The organism is Pinisolibacter sp. DMC19 (assembly GCF_056313985.1).
This window is the reverse complement of record NZ_JBQUZF010000004.1, coordinates 131,073-147,872: the sequence shown is the minus strand read 5'-3', so window position 1 is coordinate 147,872 and position 16,800 is coordinate 131,073. Positions and strand designations below refer to the sequence as shown.

The following is a 16,800-nucleotide window of genomic DNA, read 5'->3' as shown; positions in this document are numbered from 1 at the left end:
ACATGCCTCGATGGAGGAAGCTCCCTTCAGTGCAGCGTACCTTCGCCGCGGAGCTTGTTGATCTCATCCTTCAGCTGCAGCTTGCGGCGTTTCATCTCGGCGATCGCGAGAGAGTCGCTGCTGGGATGGGCGATGGCGTCCTTGATCTTGGTCTCCAGAGCGGCATGACGGCGTTCGAGTTCCGCGAGATGCGATTGGATGGACATTGGCGATGCCTCCGTCGTTGGAACCTCACGTCGTCAGCATGTCACAAATCCACCGACGCGCAACGGCGACGCGTCGATTCGGAGATCCGGCAAATGCCGGATTGGTCGACGCTTTTTTGATGGTGCGACGCACACTCAACGAAAGTTGATTCCAATCGGTTCGCGTCGACGCGACGGCATGGGCACGTGCGGCATATCCCCTTTTGCCACGCGATGCTCTATGCTGCGGCAAACGGCGGCCCCCAGCCGCTTCGTATCGGTCACAGCCCGCGGCGCCCGCTGCGCCGCTCGGTCGGGAAATTGCTCGCCCATGACGGAAGACGAAGAAGACGACATCCGCGCCGAGCTCGTTCATCTGCGCCAGGAACACCGCGACCTCGACAGCGCCATTGCCGCACTGGTCGACAGCGGACGCGGCGATCATCTGACGATCCAGCGCCTCAAGAAGAAGAAGCTGGCGATCAAGGACCAGATCAATCGGCTCGAGGACCGCCTCGTCCCCGACATCATCGCCTGACGACGCGTCTGCGGGCGGCTTGCGCCGTCCGCCGCCTTCGCCTATACGGCGCGCTTTCCCGACCTTTCCACGACGCGAGGGCTCGATGGCCTCCTCTACTCCGCCGGTCGCCATCATCATGGGCAGCCAGTCCGATTGGGAGACCATGCGCCACGCCGCCGAGACGCTCGACGCGCTCGGCGTCGCCCACGACGCGCGCATCGTCTCCGCCCACCGCACCCCCGAACGCCTCTTCGACTTCGCCCGCTCGGCCAAGGCCGCGGGCTTCAAGGTGGTGATCGCCGGGGCAGGCGGTGCCGCCCACCTGCCCGGCATGTGCGCCTCGATGACGCCGCTGCCGGTCTTCGGCGTGCCGGTCGAGAGCAAGGCGCTGAAGGGCAAGGACAGCCTTCTGTCGATCGTACAGATGCCGGCCGGCGTGCCCGTAGGCACACTGGCGATCGGCAAGGCCGGGGCGGTCAACGCCGCCCTGCTCGCCGCCGCCGTCCTCGCGCTCACCGACGAGGCGCTCGCCGAGCGGCTCGACGCCTGGCGCAAGCGCCAGACGGAGGCGGTCGCCGAGCGACCGGTCGACCATGTCTGAGGCCTCGTCCAGTCGCGGCCCCGTCCGCACCCCCGTGCTCACCATCGGCATCCTCGGCGGCGGCCAGCTCGGCCGCATGATGGCGCTGGCCGGCGCCCGCCTCGGGCTGAAGTCGGTCGTCTACTGCCCCGATCCGGAGAGCCCGGCCTTCGACGTCGCGGCCGCCCACGTCGTCGCTCCTTACGAGGACGAGACGGCGCTCGCCGCCTTCGCGGCTTCCGTCGACGTCGTCACCTACGAATTCGAGAACGTGCCGGCCGCCACCGCCGCCTTCCTCGACGCCCGCGTTCCCGTCCGCCCCGGCACCCGCTCGCTCGCGGTGTCGCAGGACCGGCTGGCGGAGAAGACCTTCCTCTCCGAACTCGGCATCGAGACCGCGCCCTTCCGCGCCGTCGACACCCGTGCCGACCTCGAGACGGCGATCGCCGAGATCGGCTTCCCCGCCGTGCTCAAGACCCGCCGCTTCGGCTACGACGGCAAGGGTCAGGTCAAGATCGCCGATCCCGACGACCTCGACCACGCCTTCGAGGCGATGAAGGGCCAGCCGGCGATCCTCGAGGGCTGGATCCCCTTCCGCCGCGAGATCTCGGTGCTCACCGCTCGCGGCCTCGACGGCGCCACCGTCGTCTGGGACGTGCCGGAGAACGAGCATTCGAAGCACATCCTGAAGTACTCCCGCGTGCCGGCCGAGCTGAAGCCCGACACCGAGGCGCGCGCCCGGGCGATCGGCGCGCAAGTCGCGACCGCCCTCGACCACGTCGGCGTGGTGGCGGTGGAGCTCTTCCTGCTCGACACGCCCGCGGGCGAACGGCTGGTCGCCAACGAGATCGCGCCGCGCGTCCACAACTCCGGCCACTGGACCGAGAGCGCCTGCCTCCTGTCGCAGTTCGAGGCCCACATGCGGGCGATCGCCGGCCTGCCGCTGGGCTCGGCCGAGCGGCACTCCGACGTCGTCATGGAGAACCTGATCGGCGACGACGCGGCCGACCCGGAACGTTTCCTCGCCGAGCCGGGCGCGAGCCTCCATCTCTACGGCAAGGCGGAAATCCGCCCCGGCCGCAAGATGGGCCACGTCAATCGGATCCGGCCGCGCAGCGACCGAAACTGACCCCTCCGCGACCGGCCCGACGACCGGGAGAGCGCTGCTTTCGGCGTTTTTTCACCCCGTTTGTCGGTTCGCCGTGTGGACATCTCCGATCGATTCTGCTACTCGTCCGCCACTTCGCGAGCAGCGCCTCCGGCGAGGCTCGGCCGTGCCCATTCCGAAGACGTCGACGCCTTCGCTCGGTTTACCGAACGGCGTCGGTCATTCGAAATCGGCACGGGACGGCTCAACGACTGACCAGATGGGATCGAACGCGTGCAGGTTCTCGTCCGCGACAACAACGTCGACCAGGCTCTCAAGGCGCTCAAGAAGAAGATGCAGCGCGAGGGTATCTTCCGCGAGATGAAGCTCCGCGGCCACTACGAGAAGCCTTCCGAGAAGAAGGCTCGCGAGAAGGCCGAAGCCGTCCGCCGCGCCCGCAAACTCGCCCGCAAGCGCGCCCAGCGCGAAGGCCTGCTGCCCGGCAAGCCCGCCGCCAAGCGCTGATCCCGCCGTTTACGGCCGGTCGATCTCGACCCATGGAACCGTGACGTGGGCAACCCGCGTGACGGTTCTTCGCGTTTGATCTAGGATCACGCTCCATCGGGATCGCTTCGGCCGCGGCACGCACCGACGGTCCCGCGCGATCCTCCCGCTCCCGGTCGCCGTTCCCCACGAGGCTCCCATGACGTCGTCGTTGCTCCGCCGTTCGTCCCTCGCAGCTGCCCTGCTCGGCGCCCTGGCGCTCTCGGGTTGCGGCGGCTCCGACAGCGGCTGGTCCTCCGCCGGCGGCTCGGCGACCCAGGATCTCGGCGCCGGGTCGGCCGCCAACATCTCCTCGCTCTCCGAGGTGATCCGCACCAACCCGCGCAACGCCGACGCCTACAATCTGCGCGGAACGGCCTATGCGCGCTCGGGCGACGCCAAGGCGGCGCTGGCGGATTTCGACACCGCCCTCAAGATCGACCCCGGCATGTACCGCGCCTGGGCCAACAAGGGCCTCGTCTTCCGCCAGATCAACCGCAACGATCTGGCGATCCAGGCCTACGATCAGGCCCTCGTCATCAAGCCGGACTATGCGACCGCCCTGCTCGGCCGCGGCAACGTCTACCGCCTGATCGGCCAGAACGAACGCGCCATCGCCGACTTCAACCAGGCGATTCGCGTCGACCCGCGCAATGCCGGCGCCTATCACGACCGCGCCCTGATCAAGCAGGCGATGGGCGACCGCTCCGGCGCCATGGCCGACTATTCCGCGGCGATCGAACGCGACGCCTCGGCGCCCGAACCCTTCAACGCCCGCGGCCTGCTCAAGGCCGCCGACGGCGACCTGCGCGGCGCGCTCAACGACTTCAACGGCGCCCTCAACAACGACCTGAACTATGGCGAAGCCTGGATCAATCGTGGCGTCGTCGAAGAGCAGCTCGGCGAGCGTCAGGATGCCCAGGCCTCCTGCAGCCGCGGCGTCTCGCTGGTGCCGCAGTCGCAGATCGGCCAGGACTGCATGAAGCGGCTCGCCGGCCGGGTCTGATTTTCGCTTTTTTCTCGAGAATTTGCACACCCGGTCCACCATCGGGCGTTGCGGCGGCGTGTGTTCGATGAAACAGTCGGGCAACGTAGGCCGTCGCCGGCCGACGCGGTGTCACAATTCGACCGCGAAATGCGGCGACACCTATGTTCGTCATTTCCGTCGGGAGGAGTACGCTCCATGATCAAATTCGTCGCCCCCCTCGCCGTCGCGCTCGCCCTGGCCGGCTGCTCGACCACGTCTCAGACCGACCGCACGCTCGGCGGCGCCGCCATCGGTGCCGGTGCAGGCGCCCTGATCGGCGCGGCGACCGGCGGCGGCACCGGCGCGGTGCTGACCGGAGCGGCCATCGGCGGCGCCGGCGGCGCCATCGTCGGCGCGGCCACCACCCCGAAGCGCTGCTGGGCCCGTGACGACTACGGCCACCGTTACCGCGTCGCCTGCCCGTGATCGCGTGACGTCGTCCGCGCCGGGCAACCGGCGCGCGGCAACCCATGAAGACGAAGAGCCCCGCATCGACCGATGCGGGGCTCTTTCTCTTTCGTCGGCGAGACGGACGGAACGGACCCGAATCGCGACGATCCGGGCCCGTGCCGATCAGACGTTCTTGGCGACCTCTTCCAGCATCTTCTTGGCGTCGCCGAACAGCATCCGGTTGTTCTCCTTGTAGAACAGCGGATTGTCGATGCCGGCGTAGCCCGAGGCCATCGAGCGCTTCATGACGATCGAGGTCCGCGCCTTCCACACCTCGAGCACCGGCATGCCGGCGATCGGCGAGGCCGGATCCTCCTGCGCCGCCGGATTGACGATGTCGTTGGCGCCGATGACGATCGCGACGTCGGTCTCGGGGAAGTCCTCGTTGATCTCGTCCATTTCCATGACGATGTCGTAGGGGACCTTGGCTTCGGCGAGCAGCACGTTCATGTGGCCCGGCATGCGGCCGGCCACCGGATGGATGGCGAAGCGCACGTCGACGCCCTTGTCGCGCAGCTTGCGGGTGATCTCGTTGACCGTGTGCTGGGCCTGCGCCACCGCCATGCCGTAGCCGGGGACGATGATGACGCTCTTGGAGTCGTTGAGGAGCTCGGCGGTCTCTTCCGCCGAGATCGCCGTGACCTCGCCCTGCGGCTGCGCCCCGTCCGACGTCGCGACGGTGCCGCCACCCGAGCCGAAGCCGCCGGCGATGACCGAGATGAAGTTGCGGTTCATCGCCCGGCACATGATGTAGGAGAGGATCGCGCCCGACGAGCCGACGAGCGCGCCGGTGACGATCAGGAGGTCGTTCGACAGCATGAAGCCGGTCGCCGCCGCCGCCCAGCCCGAATAGCTGTTCAGCATCGAGACGACGACGGGCATGTCGGCGCCGCCGATCGCCATCACCATGTGGACGCCGAAGGCGAGCGACACGGCGGTCATGACGAAGAGCGCCAGGAAGCCGACGAAGCCCGAGGTCGAACCGACGAAGACCCAGCCGAAGACGATCACCGCGATCAGACCGGCGAGGTTGATCCAGTGGCGCGCCGGCAGCAGCAGCGGCTTGCCGCCGATCTTGCCCGAGAGCTTGCCGAAGGCGACGATCGAGCCCGAGAAGGTCACCGCGCCGATCAGGATACCGACGTAGATCTCGATCTCGTGGATGGTCTTTTCCGCCGGCGTGGCGAAATGGGCCGAGGGATCGATCCAGCTGGCGAAGCCGATGGTGCAGGCGGCGAGACCGACGAGGGAGTGCATCAGCGCCACGAGTTCGGGCATCTGCGTCATCTGCACGGTCTTGGCGGCATAGAGGCCGACCGCGCCGCCGATCGCCAGAGCGATCACGATGAAGACCACGCCGACGCCGGTGACGCCCGGTCCGAAGACCGTGGCGAGCACCGCGAGCGCCATGCCGATGATGCCGAACCAGTTGCCGCGTCGCGCCGATTCCGGGTGCGACAGGCCGCCGAGCGACAGGATGAAGAGAATGGTTGCTCCGATGTAGGAGACGGTCACAAGTCCGAGAGACATCGCTCGTTCTCCTTACTTTCGGAACATCGCCAGCATGCGCCGGGTCACGGCGAAGCCGCCGAACATGTTGACCGCCGTCAGCGCGACGCCGACGAAGGCGATCAGTCCGATGAGGATGCTCGGACGTCCGGGCGGGGCGATCTGCACGAGCGCGCCGATGCAGATGATCGAGGAAATCGCGTTGGTGACGCTCATCAGCGGCGTGTGCAGCGACGGCGTCACGTTCCACACCACCATGTAGCCGACGAAGCAGGCCAGCACGAAGACCGTGAAGTGGCCGAGGAACACCACCGGCGCATAGGCGCCGACCAGCGCGAAGAGGGCCGCGCCGACACCGAAGGTGATGGCGAGCGACTTCACGTCCATCGGCTCGCCCGAGCCGTGACCGTGGCCGGACGACTTCTTCTCGGCGATCGCCGCGGCCGGCTTCGGCGGCGGCGGGGCGGGCAGCTTGAGCGGCGGCGCCGGCCAGGTGATCTCGCCCGCCTTGACGACGGTCAGACCGCGGATGGCGTCGTCTTCCATGTCGACGACGGCGTTGCCGTCCTTGGCCTTGCACAGCTCTTCGGTGAGACGCAGTAGGTTGGTCGCATAGAGCGTCGAGGACTGTTTGGCGAGCCGGCTCGCCATGTCGGTGTAGCCGACGATGGTGACGCCGTGGCGCACCACCGCCTCGCCCGGAACCGTCAGCTCGCAGTTGCCGCCCTGCTCGCCGGCGAGATCGATGATCACCGAACCCGGCTTCATCGAGGCGACCATCTCGGCCGAGATCAGCTTCGGCGCCGGCTTGCCGGGAATGAGCGCCGTCGTGATGACGATGTCGGCGTTCTTCACTTCGGTCGCGTACATCTGCCGCTGCGCGGCAAGGAAGCCCTCGGACATGACCTTGGCATAGCCGCCGCCGCCCGAGCCCTCTTCCTCGTAGTCGACCTTGACGAACTCGCCGCCGAGCGACTTCACCTGATCGGCGACCTCGGCGCGGGTGTCGTTGGCGCGCACCACGGCGCCGAGATTGGCCGCCGTACCGATCGCCGCCAGACCGGCGACGCCGGCACCGGCGATGAACACCTTGGCCGGCGGGATCTTGCCGGCGGCGGTGATCTGGCCGGCGAAGTAGCGGCCGAAGGCGTTGGCCGCCTCGATCACCGCGCGATAGCCGGTGATGCCGGCCATCGAGGTCAGCGCGTCCATCTTCTGGGCGCGCGACAGCTGACGCGGCAGGCAGTCCATGGCGAGCACGGTGACGCCGCGCGCCTTGAGGATCTCCATCAGTTCCGGGTTCTGCGCCGGCCAGACGAAGGAGATCAGCGTCGCGCCGTCCTTCAGCATCGCCACTTCGTCGGGCGTGGGCGCACGCACCTTGAAGACGACGTCGGCGCCGGCGAGAAGCGCCGCGGCACCGTCGACCAGCGTCGCGCCGGCCGCCTCGTAGAGCTCGTCGGGAATGTCGGCCGCAGCACCCGCGCCGCGCTCGACGCTGACCGTGAAGCCGAGCTTGATCAGCTTCTCGACCACCTCGGGCACCGTCGCGACGCGACGCTCACCCGCAAAGGTCTCCTTGGGTATTCCGATGTTCGAGCTCATGATGGTCTCATCCGTTCTCGTCATGTCGTCGAATGTCGTGCCGCGCCGTTCCGCTGTCGGGGGCCCTGCGCGGAGGCGACTTCATGCGCCGCGCCCCGGCCTCTCCGGCGGCACGACGCCCGTTGCGCCCGCGTTGCTTCCTCGCCCCGAAGTGTCGTCGTCGATAGCGCCCCCTCTGGTCGTCGCATTCGGCGCCGCCGCCCGTCCCGATGGACCGGCGGCGCGCCTGAGAGATCAGTGCCGAACCAGGAAGATCGCCATCAGGGCGAGAACGACCACGATCGATCCCGTTCCCCAACGCAACAGCGTCAGGAACCCTTCATAGGTCCGCTCGTGTTCGGCGAAGTTGCTCGTGTCGTGTCCGGCCATGGTGTCTTCTCCCCCGAGTCTTCGAGGCCCTCGTCGCGGGGCCCTGGAGAATTCATCGAAGCAGCAGTCACGACCGAACGCAACGACGAAGTCGCCGCGTCCTGCAAAAGGCGAAACTCGCCCTTCACCCTGCTCCGATTGGCATTTTCGCCGCAGCGCAAAAAGCTGTCACTGCCCCGCGGGGAGTAATTCGCAGGTGCGAAGCGCGGCAGATTGACGCTCGTGGAGTCGGCTCGCCTGGAATTCCTCGATCGCCGTCTCGAACAGGCGATGGAAGTTCAGTTCCGCGTCGAGATGGATGAAGACGCCGCCGAGCCCGAGCGCGGCGCGATCCATGAAGAGAAACTCGCGCGGCGGGGTGACCGGCCCGTGCGTCTTCAGCGCCTCCGCGACCGCCATCGCCTGCGCCCGGCCGAACTCGATCGGCGAGACGCCTTCGGCGATCTTGCGGGTGCGGTCGGTGAGGAGCGGGCCGTAGAGGAAGCGCGCCCAGATGTCGAGCGTCTCCATCAGTTCGTGCGTGAGATTGCGGAAGCCCCACGCCTCGTAGGCCGCCGCCACCCGGTCGCGGTCGTCGTGGAGGAGACCGCGGTAATGCTCGATCACCGCCTCGACGAAGTGGACGGGGAAGATCCGCACGCAGCCGAAATCGAGCAGGTTGATGCCACCGACCTCGCCACCCTCCTCGAAGGCGGCGTAATTGCCGAGATGCGGATCGCCGTGGATGACGCCGAAGCGGCAGAAGGGATGCCACCAGGCGCGGAACATCGCCTCGGAGATGCGATTGCGGACCTCCTGCGACGCCTCCTTGTGGGCCAGCAGCCCCCGCCCCTCGAGCCAGGTCATCGTCAGCAGACGACCGGTCGAGAGTTCGTCGACCGGTTCGGGGATACGCACGGTGGGGTCGTCGCCGTGTATCAGGCCATAGAGCCGCATGTGGCGGCGCTCGCGACCGTAGTCGAGTTCCTCGCGGATGCGCTCGCCGATCTCGGCGGCGATCTCGGTCGTGTCGATCTGCGGCCTCAGCCGCCGCATCAGTGCGAAGACGCCGGAGAGCTGCGAGAGATCGGCCTCGACCGCCGAGGCCATGTCGGGATACTGCAGCTTCACCGCCAATTGCCGCCCGTCGTGCGCCACCGCCCGGTGCACCTGCCCGAGCGAGGCGGCATGCGCCGGCTCGTGCTCGAAGCTCGCAAAGCGGCTCGCCCAGTCGGGACCGAGTTCCGCCTGCATCCGCCGCTTGACGAAGACCCGTCCCATCGGCGGCGCATGCGCCTGGAGACGGGCGAGTTCGGCCGCCCATTCGGCCGGAATGGCGTCGGGAATGGTGGAGAGGAACTGCGCCACCTTCATCAGCGGCCCCTTGAGACCGCCGAGCGCCTCGGCGATGAGCCGCCCCTCGCGCGCCGGATCTCCGCCGCCGATCAGCCGTCCGCCGGCGATCTTCGCCGCCGCCGTACCGACGTCGACCCCGATGCGGGCATGACGCAGCACGCGCCCGGCAAGCGAATTTCTCTCGTCGTCGGCCATGATGTCCTCACATGCGGCGGCTCTCGCTCGACAATATGGGGTGGGCGAGAGCGCAGGCGAAGAGGGGACGCCGTCACGGCATCGCGATCGGGTCAGCCGTCCGACGGCCAGCGGTCGCGGATCCAGCGGGCGAAGCTCTCCTCCGAGACGAGCCCGGCGGCGAGATCGAGCACGATCCGCGTCGCTTCCGCCGGCGGCGGGGCGAAGCGGACGCCGTTCTTGCGCAGGAAGAGCATCATCGCGACGAAGGCGGCGCGCTTGTTGCCGTCGACGAACGGGTGGTTGCGCGCGATGCCGAAGGCATGGGCGGCGGCGAGCATCGCCAGGTCGACGCCCTCGTATTCCCATTTGTTGCGCGCGCGGCCGAGTGCCGACTCGAGCACACCGCGATCGCGGATGCCCGCCGGTCCGCCGAAGCGTGCGATCTGCCGCTCGTGCAGCGCGATCACCTCCTCGACCGTCAGCCAGACGGGGCCGTACCCCGCCTGCCCGACGTCGGAGAAACCCGGCGCGCCGGTCATTTCGCCAGCTCCCGCAGCGTGTCGCGGTACTCGTCCATGATCTCGTCGACCATCGCCATCGAGCGCTCGAAGTCGGGATCGTAGGGCGTGAGCCGCAGCCCACCCGCCCCGTCCGGCACCGCGTGCAGCGTGGCGCCGGGCGCGAGGCCGAGCTTCGCCACCAGCTCCTTCGGCAGGATGAGCCCGGTCGAATTGCCGATCTTCTTCACTTCGAGCTTCATGGGAACATCCTCGCGATCCGTTCAACGAAACGTATAACGCAGAGCGCTGTTATACACAATGTTGAACGGAGCCGATACCGGCGGACCGGCGGCGGGCGCCAAGAGGCGATGCCGTGCGCGTGGTGCGCGATGCTTCGAGACGGGCGACCGCAGGTCGCCCTCCTCAGCATGAGGCCTATGTGTTCGTATCGAATATGAAAAACGCCTCATGCTGAGGAGGCGTTCGGAGAACGCCGTCTCGAAGCATCGCGCACGGCCTCGATACACGCTCCCCGAAGCCCCTCCCCCGAAACGCCGACGGCCGGGCTCTCGCCCCGCCGTCGCATCTCGTCGATCGCTCGAAAGCCCTCAGGCTTCCATCGCCTCGAGTTCGTCGATCAGACCCTCGATCACCGAGAGGCCGATCGACCAGAACTGCGGGTCGGTGGCGTCGAGGCCGAAGGGGGCGAGCAGTTCCTTGTGATGCCGCGTGCCGCCGGCCGAGAGCAGGGCGAAATACTTGTCCTCGAAGCCCGCCGGGTTCTTCTGGTAGGCGCCGTAGAGCGAGTTCACCAGACAGTCGCCGAAGGCATAGGCATAGACGTAGAACGGCGAATGGATGAAGTGGGAGATGTAGACCCAGAAGGTCTCGTAGCCCTCCGCCAACCGGATCGACGGGCCGAGGCTCTCGCTCTGCACCTCCATCCAGAAGCGGCAGATGTCGTCGGCGGTCAGCTCGCCCTCGCGGCGGGCGGCGTGGACCTTGCGCTCGAAGGTGTAGAAGGCGATCTGGCGCACGACCGTGTTGATCATGTCCTCGATCTTGGAGGCGAGCATCGCCCGCTTCTCTTCCTTCGTGGCGGCGTCCGCCAGCAGCGCGCGGAAGGTCAGCATCTCGCCGAAGACCGACGCGGTCTCCGCCAGCGTCAGCGGCGTCGGCGCCATCAGCGCGCCGTTGGGGGCGGCGAGGAGCTGGTGGACGCCATGGCCGAGCTCGTGGGCGAGCGTCATCACGTCGCGCACCTTGCCCATGTAGTTGACCAGCAGATAGGGGTGCGCCGACGGCACGGTCGGATGGGCGAAGGCCCCCGGCGCCTTGCCGGGACGGGTCGGCGCGTCGATCCACGGATTGTCGAAGAACTTCTTGCCGAGATCGGCGAGCTTCGGCGAGAAGCGGCCGTAGGCCGAGAGCACGGTCGAAACGGCTTCGGCCCAGGGGATCGCCCGCGACGGCGCCGAGGCGAGCGGCGCGTTGCGGTCCCAGTGCTCGAGCTGCTCCTTGCCCAGCCACTTGGCCTTCAGCGCGTAGTAGCGATGCGACAGTTTCGGGAAGGCGCCGCGTGCCGCCTCGACCAGCGCCGCGACCACTTCCGGCTCGACCCGATTGGAGAGGTGGCGGGCATCGGCGAAGTCGCCGAACTTGTGCCAGGTGTCGGAGATCTCCTTGTCCTTCACCAGCGTGTTCATGATCAGCGTGAAGGTGCGCAGGTTCGCCTTGAAGGTGACGGCGAGCGCCTCCGCCGCCTGCCGGCGCCGGGCCTCGTCGCCGTCCTGCAGACGGGCGAGCGTCGGCTCGAGCGTCAGTTCCTCGTCGCCGACGCGGAAGCGCAGGGACGCCACCGTCTCGTCGAAGAGCCGCGTCCAGGCGGCCGCGCCCGTCACGTATTTCTCGTGGAAGAGCTGCTCGATCTCCTGCGAGAGCTGATGCGGCTTCTCCTTGCGGATGTCCTCGAGCCACGGGCGATAGCGGCCGAGCGTCGCGTCATTGGCGATCAGCGCGTCGATCGCGGCATCCTCGATGCGGTTGAGCTCGAGTTCGAAGAACAGGAGCCGCGTCGTCGCCCTGGTCAGCCCGTCCTGCACGTCGCCGTAGAACTTGGCGCGCTCCGGATCGGTGGTGTCGCCCGAATAGACGAGACCGGCGAAGGAGGCGATGCGGCCGAGGAGATCCTGGATCGCCTCGTAGTCGACGACGAGAGCCGCGAGTTCGGCGGCGTCACCGGCCGCGACCAGCCTCGCCAACTTGCCCTCCGCCCGCGTCTGGAAGGCGCGGCAGCGCTCTTCGGCGCGAGCGAGATCGGCCTTCACCTCCGGCCCGTTCATCGACGGATAGAGATCGGAGAGATCCCATTCGGGCATCGGCCCGAAGGGACCGTCACCGCCGGTACCGGCGGCCTTGTCGTGGACGGCGGAGGGGAAGGACACGGTCATGGCGGACACCTCGTCGCGGCGGCGACGCAGCGCCGGCCGGGTTGGAAACGGTCGTCCATCCATATCGGGTTCGCGCCTGCCGCTTCAACCGTCCGACGGCGTTTCGTTTCGCGACACCTGCGACGGTGAAGAACGGGGACGAAGGCCTCGCGTTAACCTCTGGTCAACCTCCCCCCGCCACGATCGACCCGAATCGAGACGAATCCCTTAATCGGAGTTCCCCGAGGGTCATGGCCGAGCGCATTCTGATCTGCGACGACGATCCCATCCAGCGCCGCCTGCTCGAGGAGGCCGTTCGAAGGATCGGTCATCTGCCGATCGTCGTGGAGAGCGGCGTCGAGGCGCTCGCCCGCATGACCGGACCGGAAGGGCGCGGCGTCGCTCTGGTGATCCTCGATCTGGTCATGCCCGATCTCGACGGCATGGCCGTGCTCCTGAAGCTGCGCGAGGCCGGCGTCTCCGTCCCCGTCATCGTCCAAACCAGCCACGGCGGCATCGACACCGTGGTCTCGGCGATGCGCGCCGGCGCCTTCGACTTCGTGGTGAAGCCGATCTCGCCCGAGCGCCTCCAGGTCTCGATCCAGAACGCGCTGAAGTTCGGCGCCCTCGAGGACGAGGTGGCGCGCGCCCGGCGCACCGTCACCGGCACGCTGACCTTCGAGGATCTGGCGACCTCCTCGCCCTCGATGGAACGCGTCATCCGCCTCGGCCGCCGCGCCAGTTCCTCCAACATCCCGATCCTCGTCGAAGGCGAGAGCGGCGTCGGCAAGGAGCTGATCGCCCGCGCCATCCAGGGCTCGTCCGACCGTCGTGCCCGCCCCTTCGTCACGGTGAACTGCGGCGCCATCGCCGAGAACCTCGTCGAGTCGATCCTCTTCGGCCACGAGAAGGGCGCCTTCACCGGCGCCGTCGACAAGCACGTCGGCAAGTTCCAGGAGGCCCACGGCGGCACGCTCTTCCTCGACGAGGTCGGCGAACTGCCGCCCGAGGTCCAGGTCAAGCTGCTGCGCGCCATCCAGGAGGGCGAGGTCGACCCGGTCGGCTCGCGCAAGCCGGTGAAGGTCGACTTCCGCCTGATCTCGGCGACCAACCGCTCGCTGCTGGAGATGACCAAGGAAGGCCGCTTCCGCGAGGATCTCTACTATCGCCTCAACGTCTTCCCGATCTGGATCCCGCCGCTTCGCGACCGTCGCGAGGACATCCCGGCGCTGGTGAAGACCTTCGTCGCCCGTTTCGCGGCGGAAGAAAGCCGCCGTCGGCTGATCGGCGTCGACCCGCAGGCGATCGCCCTGCTCGAGAGCTACGACTGGCCCGGCAACATCCGCCAGCTCGAGAATGCCGTCTTCCGCGCCGTGGTCCTCTCCGACGGACCGTGGCTGACGGTCGACGAATTCCCCCAGATCGCCGCCCAGGTCGGCAACGCGCCCGTGTTGCCGCGACACCACAGGCTGGTCGCGATCGACGGCGGAGCGAAGGCTGCGGGCGAGACGATGCGCGAGGAAAGCCTGCGCTCCCGCATCGAGGTCGACGCCCAACCGGTCATGACCGGCTGGTCGCCGAGCGCCGCCGGTCTGACCTCCGGATCGGGGCCAACGCCTTTCGGTTTCTTGCGTTCTCTCGATTCCGAAGGTCACGTCCGCGACCTCGCGGCGATCGAGGAAGAGATGATCCGCGTGGCGATCGACCACTATGGCGGTCGCATGACGGAGGTCGCCAAGCGGCTCGGAATCGGCCGCTCGACCCTCTATCGCAAGCTCAAGGAATATGGTTTGGAGGAGGGGTCCGGCATCGAAGCGGCCGAGTGATTTCGGGATCACGCGTCTGTTTGTTTCCCGGGCGTCAATCACGTCATATCGTCGCAGCATGCGGGCCTCCTGGACCGATTCGAAGCCTTTCGGGGGTGGTGGGAAGATGAAGTCCGTCGGGTCCTCGCTGCTCCTGGGAGCACTTCTGGCCTCCGTCGCCGTTCTGCCGCTGCGCGCGGCAGACGAGACGGCACGGGCCGACGCGCCCGTCACCGTCGACGCGGCCGCCGCAACGCTGCCCGACGCCGACGCCGACCTCCTCACCGGTTCGATCGCCGCGCTGAACGCCACCGGCTCCGGCTCGCTGAAGCCACTCGCCCCGCGCGACGGCGCCGGCCTGCGTCCGGTCGAGGAAAGCAGGAAGAGCGCCGCCGCCGGCGACATGCCGCGCCCCGAGGCACCGCGCCCGCCGGCCACCCACGCCGAGGCGACCGAGACCCCCAAGCCCGCCGCGGCCCCGGTCGCCGAAGCGCCGAAGCCGGCCGAGCCGACGGCCCCCGCCGTCGCCGCCGAAGCCCCGAATCCCATCGAGCCCGCCCCCGCGCCGATCGCCGCCGAAGCGCCGAAGGCCGAGGACAAGCCCGTTGCGGCCGAAGTGCCGAAGGCGGACGAGAAGCCCGTCGCCGAGACCGCGCCCGCCGCCCCGGCGGTTGCCGCCGCGCCCGCCGAGACTGCGGCTCCGACCACCGAGGCGCCGAAGACCTTCGAGACCGCCGCTTCGCCGAAACCCGCCGATGCCCCGGCCGTCGCCGCGACGCCCGCCGCCGAGCCCGCGCCCGTCGTCGCCGAACCGGCAAAGCCCGTCGAACCCGCGCCGCTGCCGACGGCGAGTGCGCCGGCGCCGGCCGTCGAGCCCGTCGCCGCAAAGGTTGCGGAGCCCACCCCCGTACCGGCCGAGCCGGTCGCGGCCGCTCCCGAGGCGCCGAAGCCGGTCGCCGCGGTGATCGCGCCCGAGACCGTCGCCACCACGCCGACCGCTCCGGCCGCGGCCCCCGCCGACAAGGCCGCGACGCCGGCGACCGATGCCGCCATCGCCGCCGCCGAGGACGAACGCGCCATCGCCGAGGCGATGGAGAAGGCCGCGCCGAACACCGCCCACAAGGCCGGCACCGCCGACGAACGCGCCGAACGCGCCGCGGCCCTCGCCTTCTACCGCGAGCGTCATTGGCGTCCGCTCTTCGTCGGTCGCACCGACCTGACCGAGGAGGGCCGCGCCCTCGTCGCCGCCATCGCCGTCGCCGACCGCGACGGTCTCGAGCCGCGCGACTATGCCGTGCCGAAGCTCCAGGCGACGACGCCCGAGGCCCGCGCCGCCGCCGAATGGGCGACCGCCGAGACCGCGCTGCGCTACGTCCGCCATCTCGCCTCCGGCCGCTTCGATCCCGGCCGCCTGTCCGACCTCGTGACCCCGACGCTGCCCCGCCCCGACCCGGCCGCGGTGCTGCGGGCGCTCGCCTCCGGCGGTGACGTCGCGGCGAAGATCGCCGACTACGCGCCGCCGCAGGAAGGCTATCGCCGGCTCAAGGCCGAACTCGCCCGCCTGCGCGGCGAGGTCGAGACTCCGGTGGTGCGCCTGCCCGACGGGCCGCTGATCAACCCCGGTCAGAAGGACCAGCGCGTGGCGCTGCTGCGCGAACGCCTCGGCGTCGCCGCGACCGCCACCGATGCCGATCCCCAGACCTACGACACCGCTCTCGCCGACGCCGTGAAGACCTTCCAGCGCGAGCGCGGCCTCGTCGCCAACGGCAAGGTCGGCCGCTCGACGGTGGCCGCCCTCAACGACGAGGCGCAGGGCAACGGCGGCAAGATCGCCGAGGTGATCGTCAACATGGAGCGCTGGCGCTGGCTGCCGCGCGACCTCGGCGAGATCCACGTCTTCGTCAACGTGCCCGACTTCCACCTCGACGTGATGAAGGACGGCAAGTCGATCCACCACGCCCGTATCATCACCGGCCGGCCGGAGAACCAGACGCCGATCTTCTCGGAGACGATGAAGTACGTCGTGGTGAACCCCTACTGGCACGTGCCGCAGTCGATCATCCGCAAGGAGATGATGGGCAAGCTACAGTCGGGCGGCCGTCTCGGCGGCTCCTACGAGGTCGAGGTCGGCAACCAGACCGTCGATCCGGCCTCCGTCGACTGGGCGACCGTCGATCCGAGCCGCGTGGCGATCCGCCAGCGCCCCGGCGACGGCAACGCGCTGGGCAACATCAAGTTCCTGTTCCCCAACAAGCACTCGGTCTACATCCACGACACCTCGTCGCGCGGCCTGTTCGCCCAGACCTATCGCGCCATGTCGCACGGCTGCGTCCGCGTCCACGAGCCCTTCGCCTTCGCCGACGCGGTGCTCGGCGAGGAGCCCGGCGGCCTCGGCGGCGCCCAGCTGAAGAAGATGATCGGCCGCGGCGAGCAGCAGATCAATCTGAAGCACCAGGTGCCGGTGCACATCACCTACTTCACCGTCTTCGTCGACGACGCCGGCCAGGTGCAGACCCGCCGCGACGTCTACGGCCACGACGGCAAGATGCGCCGCATCCTCGGCCTCTGAGGCGCCGCGCGACCCGTTCGAGAGCCCGCGTGTCGGTCGAACCCGACGCGCGGGCTTTTTTTTTCGAACCCGCGAACGACGCGGCGAATCGCCCCTTTCGGCAGGCTCCG

16 protein-coding genes are annotated in these 16,800 nt (G+C 68.7%); 8 read left to right on the top strand and 8 right to left on the bottom strand.

Annotation, left to right across the window (positions count from 1 at the left end):
- Positions 1-26: 26 nt before the first annotated feature.
- Entirely contained in the window at positions 27-206 is a 180-nt protein-coding gene (locus ACT53U_RS11830) for a YdcH family protein (RefSeq protein WP_476138326.1), read from the bottom strand.
- Positions 207-516: 310 nt separating this feature from the next.
- On the opposite strand from ACT53U_RS11830, the gene ACT53U_RS11825 reads away from it, so the two are divergent.
- The 6 genes from ACT53U_RS11825 (at position 517) to ACT53U_RS11800 (ending at position 4,368) form a co-directional block, all read left to right on the top strand.
- Positions 517-723, top strand: a complete 207-nt coding sequence (locus tag ACT53U_RS11825) for a YdcH family protein (RefSeq protein WP_476138325.1) — start codon at positions 517-519, stop codon at positions 721-723.
- Positions 724-808: 85 nt separating this feature from the next.
- Positions 809-1,306: a 5-(carboxyamino)imidazole ribonucleotide mutase gene (gene purE / locus ACT53U_RS11820; protein ID WP_476155313.1), complete on the top strand. Its 498-nt coding sequence runs from the start codon at positions 809-811 to the stop codon at positions 1,304-1,306.
- Positions 1,299-2,414 (top strand): 5-(carboxyamino)imidazole ribonucleotide synthase, encoded by a 1,116-nt coding sequence (locus ACT53U_RS11815; RefSeq protein ID WP_476155311.1) that lies wholly within the window; start codon positions 1,299-1,301, stop codon positions 2,412-2,414. Before purE ends, ACT53U_RS11815 begins: the two co-directional genes overlap by 8 nt.
- A 252-nt stretch (positions 2,415-2,666) precedes the next feature.
- Complete coding sequence (gene rpsU / locus ACT53U_RS11810) at positions 2,667-2,897, top strand: 30S ribosomal protein S21 (RefSeq protein ID WP_333825715.1); 231 nt, start codon at positions 2,667-2,669, stop codon at positions 2,895-2,897.
- A gap of 178 nt (positions 2,898-3,075) precedes the next feature.
- Positions 3,076-3,921 (top strand): tetratricopeptide repeat protein, encoded by an 846-nt coding sequence (locus tag ACT53U_RS11805; protein ID WP_476155310.1) that lies wholly within the window; start codon positions 3,076-3,078, stop codon positions 3,919-3,921.
- Between the two features lie 177 nt (positions 3,922-4,098).
- Complete coding sequence (locus ACT53U_RS11800) at positions 4,099-4,368, top strand: bacteriocin (RefSeq protein WP_476138321.1); 270 nt, start codon at positions 4,099-4,101, stop codon at positions 4,366-4,368.
- A gap of 147 nt (positions 4,369-4,515) precedes the next feature.
- Here ACT53U_RS11800 and pntB read toward each other — a convergent pair whose 3' ends face one another.
- The 7 genes from pntB to ACT53U_RS11765 all read right to left on the bottom strand — a co-directional run bounded on the left by pntB (position 4,516) and on the right by ACT53U_RS11765 (position 12,337).
- Positions 4,516-5,922: a Re/Si-specific NAD(P)(+) transhydrogenase subunit beta gene (gene pntB, locus ACT53U_RS11795; RefSeq protein WP_476155309.1), complete on the bottom strand. Its 1,407-nt coding sequence runs from the start codon at positions 5,920-5,922 to the stop codon at positions 4,516-4,518.
- Between the two features lie 12 nt (positions 5,923-5,934).
- The gene (locus ACT53U_RS11790; protein WP_476155307.1) at positions 5,935-7,506 is read right to left on the bottom strand and encodes a Re/Si-specific NAD(P)(+) transhydrogenase subunit alpha; all 1,572 of its coding nucleotides are present in this window, start codon (positions 7,504-7,506) and stop codon (positions 5,935-5,937) included.
- A gap of 234 nt (positions 7,507-7,740) precedes the next feature.
- Positions 7,741-7,875: an aa3-type cytochrome c oxidase subunit IV gene (locus tag ACT53U_RS11785; RefSeq protein ID WP_476155305.1), complete on the bottom strand. Its 135-nt coding sequence runs from the start codon at positions 7,873-7,875 to the stop codon at positions 7,741-7,743.
- A 168-nt stretch (positions 7,876-8,043) separates the two neighbouring features.
- Positions 8,044-9,405 (bottom strand): ABC1 kinase family protein, encoded by a 1,362-nt coding sequence (locus ACT53U_RS11780; protein WP_476155303.1) that lies wholly within the window; start codon positions 9,403-9,405, stop codon positions 8,044-8,046.
- 92 nt (positions 9,406-9,497) lie between these two features.
- Positions 9,498-9,926: a type II toxin-antitoxin system death-on-curing family toxin gene (locus ACT53U_RS11775; protein WP_476155301.1), complete on the bottom strand. Its 429-nt coding sequence runs from the start codon at positions 9,924-9,926 to the stop codon at positions 9,498-9,500.
- The gene (locus tag ACT53U_RS11770; protein WP_476155299.1) at positions 9,923-10,147 is read right to left on the bottom strand and encodes an AbrB/MazE/SpoVT family DNA-binding domain-containing protein; all 225 of its coding nucleotides are present in this window, start codon (positions 10,145-10,147) and stop codon (positions 9,923-9,925) included. The genes ACT53U_RS11775 and ACT53U_RS11770 overlap by 4 nt, the downstream gene beginning before the upstream one ends.
- A gap of 348 nt (positions 10,148-10,495) precedes the next feature.
- Positions 10,496-12,337 carry a M3 family oligoendopeptidase gene (locus ACT53U_RS11765; RefSeq protein WP_476155297.1) on the bottom strand — a complete coding sequence of 614 codons (1,842 nt, stop codon included), beginning with the start codon at positions 12,335-12,337 and terminating at the stop codon, positions 10,496-10,498.
- 230 nt (positions 12,338-12,567) lie between these two features.
- Here ACT53U_RS11765 and ACT53U_RS11760 point away from each other — a divergent pair, with 230 nt between their 5' ends.
- Complete coding sequence (locus tag ACT53U_RS11760) at positions 12,568-14,142, top strand: sigma-54-dependent transcriptional regulator (protein WP_476155295.1); 1,575 nt, start codon at positions 12,568-12,570, stop codon at positions 14,140-14,142.
- A gap of 106 nt (positions 14,143-14,248) precedes the next feature.
- Entirely contained in the window at positions 14,249-16,690 is a 2,442-nt protein-coding gene (locus ACT53U_RS11755; RefSeq protein WP_476155293.1) for a L,D-transpeptidase family protein, read from the top strand.
- Positions 16,691-16,800: the final 110 nt, after the last annotated feature.

What these genes read in the sequence shown, in the direction of transcription:
- ACT53U_RS11800 (WP_476138321.1), top strand. Translation starts at nt 4,099, where the DNA reads ATGATCAAATTCGTCGCCCCCCTCGCCGTCGCGCTCGCCCTGGCCGGC.
- ACT53U_RS11830 (WP_476138326.1), bottom strand. Translation starts at nt 206, where the DNA reads ATGTCCATCCAATCGCATCTCGCGGAACTCGAACGCCGTCATGCCGCT.
- purE (WP_476155313.1), top strand. Translation starts at nt 809, where the DNA reads ATGGCCTCCTCTACTCCGCCGGTCGCCATCATCATGGGCAGCCAGTCC.
- ACT53U_RS11785 (WP_476155305.1), bottom strand. Translation starts at nt 7,875, where the DNA reads ATGGCCGGACACGACACGAGCAACTTCGCCGAACACGAGCGGACCTAT.
- ACT53U_RS11770 (WP_476155299.1), bottom strand. Translation starts at nt 10,147, where the DNA reads ATGAAGCTCGAAGTGAAGAAGATCGGCAATTCGACCGGGCTCATCCTG.
- ACT53U_RS11825 (WP_476138325.1), top strand. Translation starts at nt 517, where the DNA reads ATGACGGAAGACGAAGAAGACGACATCCGCGCCGAGCTCGTTCATCTG.
- ACT53U_RS11755 (WP_476155293.1), top strand. Translation starts at nt 14,249, where the DNA reads ATGAAGTCCGTCGGGTCCTCGCTGCTCCTGGGAGCACTTCTGGCCTCC.
- ACT53U_RS11780 (WP_476155303.1), bottom strand. Translation starts at nt 9,405, where the DNA reads ATGGCCGACGACGAGAGAAATTCGCTTGCCGGGCGCGTGCTGCGTCAT.
- pntB (WP_476155309.1), bottom strand. Translation starts at nt 5,922, where the DNA reads ATGTCTCTCGGACTTGTGACCGTCTCCTACATCGGAGCAACCATTCTC.
- ACT53U_RS11775 (WP_476155301.1), bottom strand. Translation starts at nt 9,926, where the DNA reads ATGACCGGCGCGCCGGGTTTCTCCGACGTCGGGCAGGCGGGGTACGGC.
- ACT53U_RS11760 (WP_476155295.1), top strand. Translation starts at nt 12,568, where the DNA reads ATGGCCGAGCGCATTCTGATCTGCGACGACGATCCCATCCAGCGCCGC.
- ACT53U_RS11805 (WP_476155310.1), top strand. Translation starts at nt 3,076, where the DNA reads ATGACGTCGTCGTTGCTCCGCCGTTCGTCCCTCGCAGCTGCCCTGCTC.
- ACT53U_RS11765 (WP_476155297.1), bottom strand. Translation starts at nt 12,337, where the DNA reads ATGACCGTGTCCTTCCCCTCCGCCGTCCACGACAAGGCCGCCGGTACC.
- ACT53U_RS11815 (WP_476155311.1), top strand. Translation starts at nt 1,299, where the DNA reads ATGTCTGAGGCCTCGTCCAGTCGCGGCCCCGTCCGCACCCCCGTGCTC.
- ACT53U_RS11790 (WP_476155307.1), bottom strand. Translation starts at nt 7,506, where the DNA reads ATGAGCTCGAACATCGGAATACCCAAGGAGACCTTTGCGGGTGAGCGT.